Raw genomic sequence first — 1,141 nt, 5'->3', positions numbered from 1 at the left:
CACAACACTCGCGATTGCATGGTGTATTCCGTTATTGCTACCATTACCTGGCATCTTAGCGGGCAAACCTTACACGCATGCGTGGGCGAACTTTGTCTTGATGCTGTATTTCTTGCACGCCCTCACTATCTTGTACGTGGACGGTGGTGAACGGTGGTTGGCAGCGGTTGAGCTGGTGCTTACCTCTCTTGGTTTTGCTGGCAATATTTTATTTGCTCGTGCTCGAGGAAAAGAGCTAGGCCTTAAACTCAAACGCTTGTCACAAGTAGAAAAAGAAGAAAAAGCGAAGTTCAATAAATAACTTCTCTGATTCAAAAACAAAAAGAGTCGCAATTGCGACTCTTTCTTTATTCTATGCTCAAACGCGGATTAACTTTGCGAAGTAGAATTCCACTCATAAATCAGATCGTATTGATCTTGCACTTGAGGAATCACAACAGGCTGTTGTACTTGCGCTGCTGGCACAGTTTCCTCAACGGCTTGAACCACCGTTTTTGGTTGCCCTTCTACAGCTTGAGCCTCTGAAGGTAGAGTTTCTACCGATTGATCTTCCGATGGCGTCACTTCTTCAACGTCACCGAGTGGATCTTCAAATTCCATCAATTGTGAGATAGACGAAGCCTCTTGCTCAAATGCTTGTTGTGAAGCAAGCAAATGAATAGTCAGCGTTAACTCACTGCCTTGTACACGCTTGATTTCTGTGCCCGCCACTGAATTCAATTTGGTAAGTGCATTTTCTAAACGGAAGAAATCAGCAGCAGACGTTACATTTAACACTTTCACGTTCACAGCTTTAGAAGACTTGCCTGAGACAACAACGGCGTTTTTACTTGCGTAGTAATCAGCAATACCATCCACCATTGCGGAAATAGCGTCTGCACCTGTTGCCGACCCGCTGCGTGGAGAAGTTTGCGCATCAATAATCTTTGCAGGCGCTTGGTCATACAAAGTCCAACGAATCTGCTCGCCTTGCGCACGAATAATTAATACCGCGTCCGCTGGGTAACGCTGGCTGGCTTGGCTAATCGGTTCAATGAAACCGCCCCAAAGATCAGACGTGTTTACGCCCGTGACATCGTCAAAATCCCCAACAGGAATCGTAATTGGAAGGCCACGAGCTTCCGTTGCTTTTTTCAACGCA

Annotated in this window: 2 protein-coding genes; one reads left to right on the top strand and one right to left on the bottom strand. The window is 46.0% G+C overall.

Features of this window, described 5'->3' with window-relative positions; all coding sequences use genetic code 11:
• Positions 1-301, top strand: a 301-nt coding sequence (locus R8N46_RS25160) for a DUF2069 domain-containing protein (protein WP_318189767.1), incomplete at its 5' end; no start/stop codon positions are given.
• Between the two features lie 68 nt (positions 302-369).
• Here R8N46_RS25160 and R8N46_RS25155 read toward each other — a convergent pair.
• A partial coding sequence (locus R8N46_RS25155) for a DUF2066 domain-containing protein (RefSeq protein WP_318189766.1) occupies positions 370-1,141 on the bottom strand: 772 nt, incomplete at its 5' end.

It is taken from the genome of Vibrio sp. 1874, from assembly GCF_033344395.1.
GTDB lineage: Bacteria > Pseudomonadota > Gammaproteobacteria > Enterobacterales > Vibrionaceae > Vibrio > Vibrio alginolyticus.
Note: the sequence above shows the minus strand (reverse complement) of the source record. Positions and strands in the feature narration are given on the sequence as shown.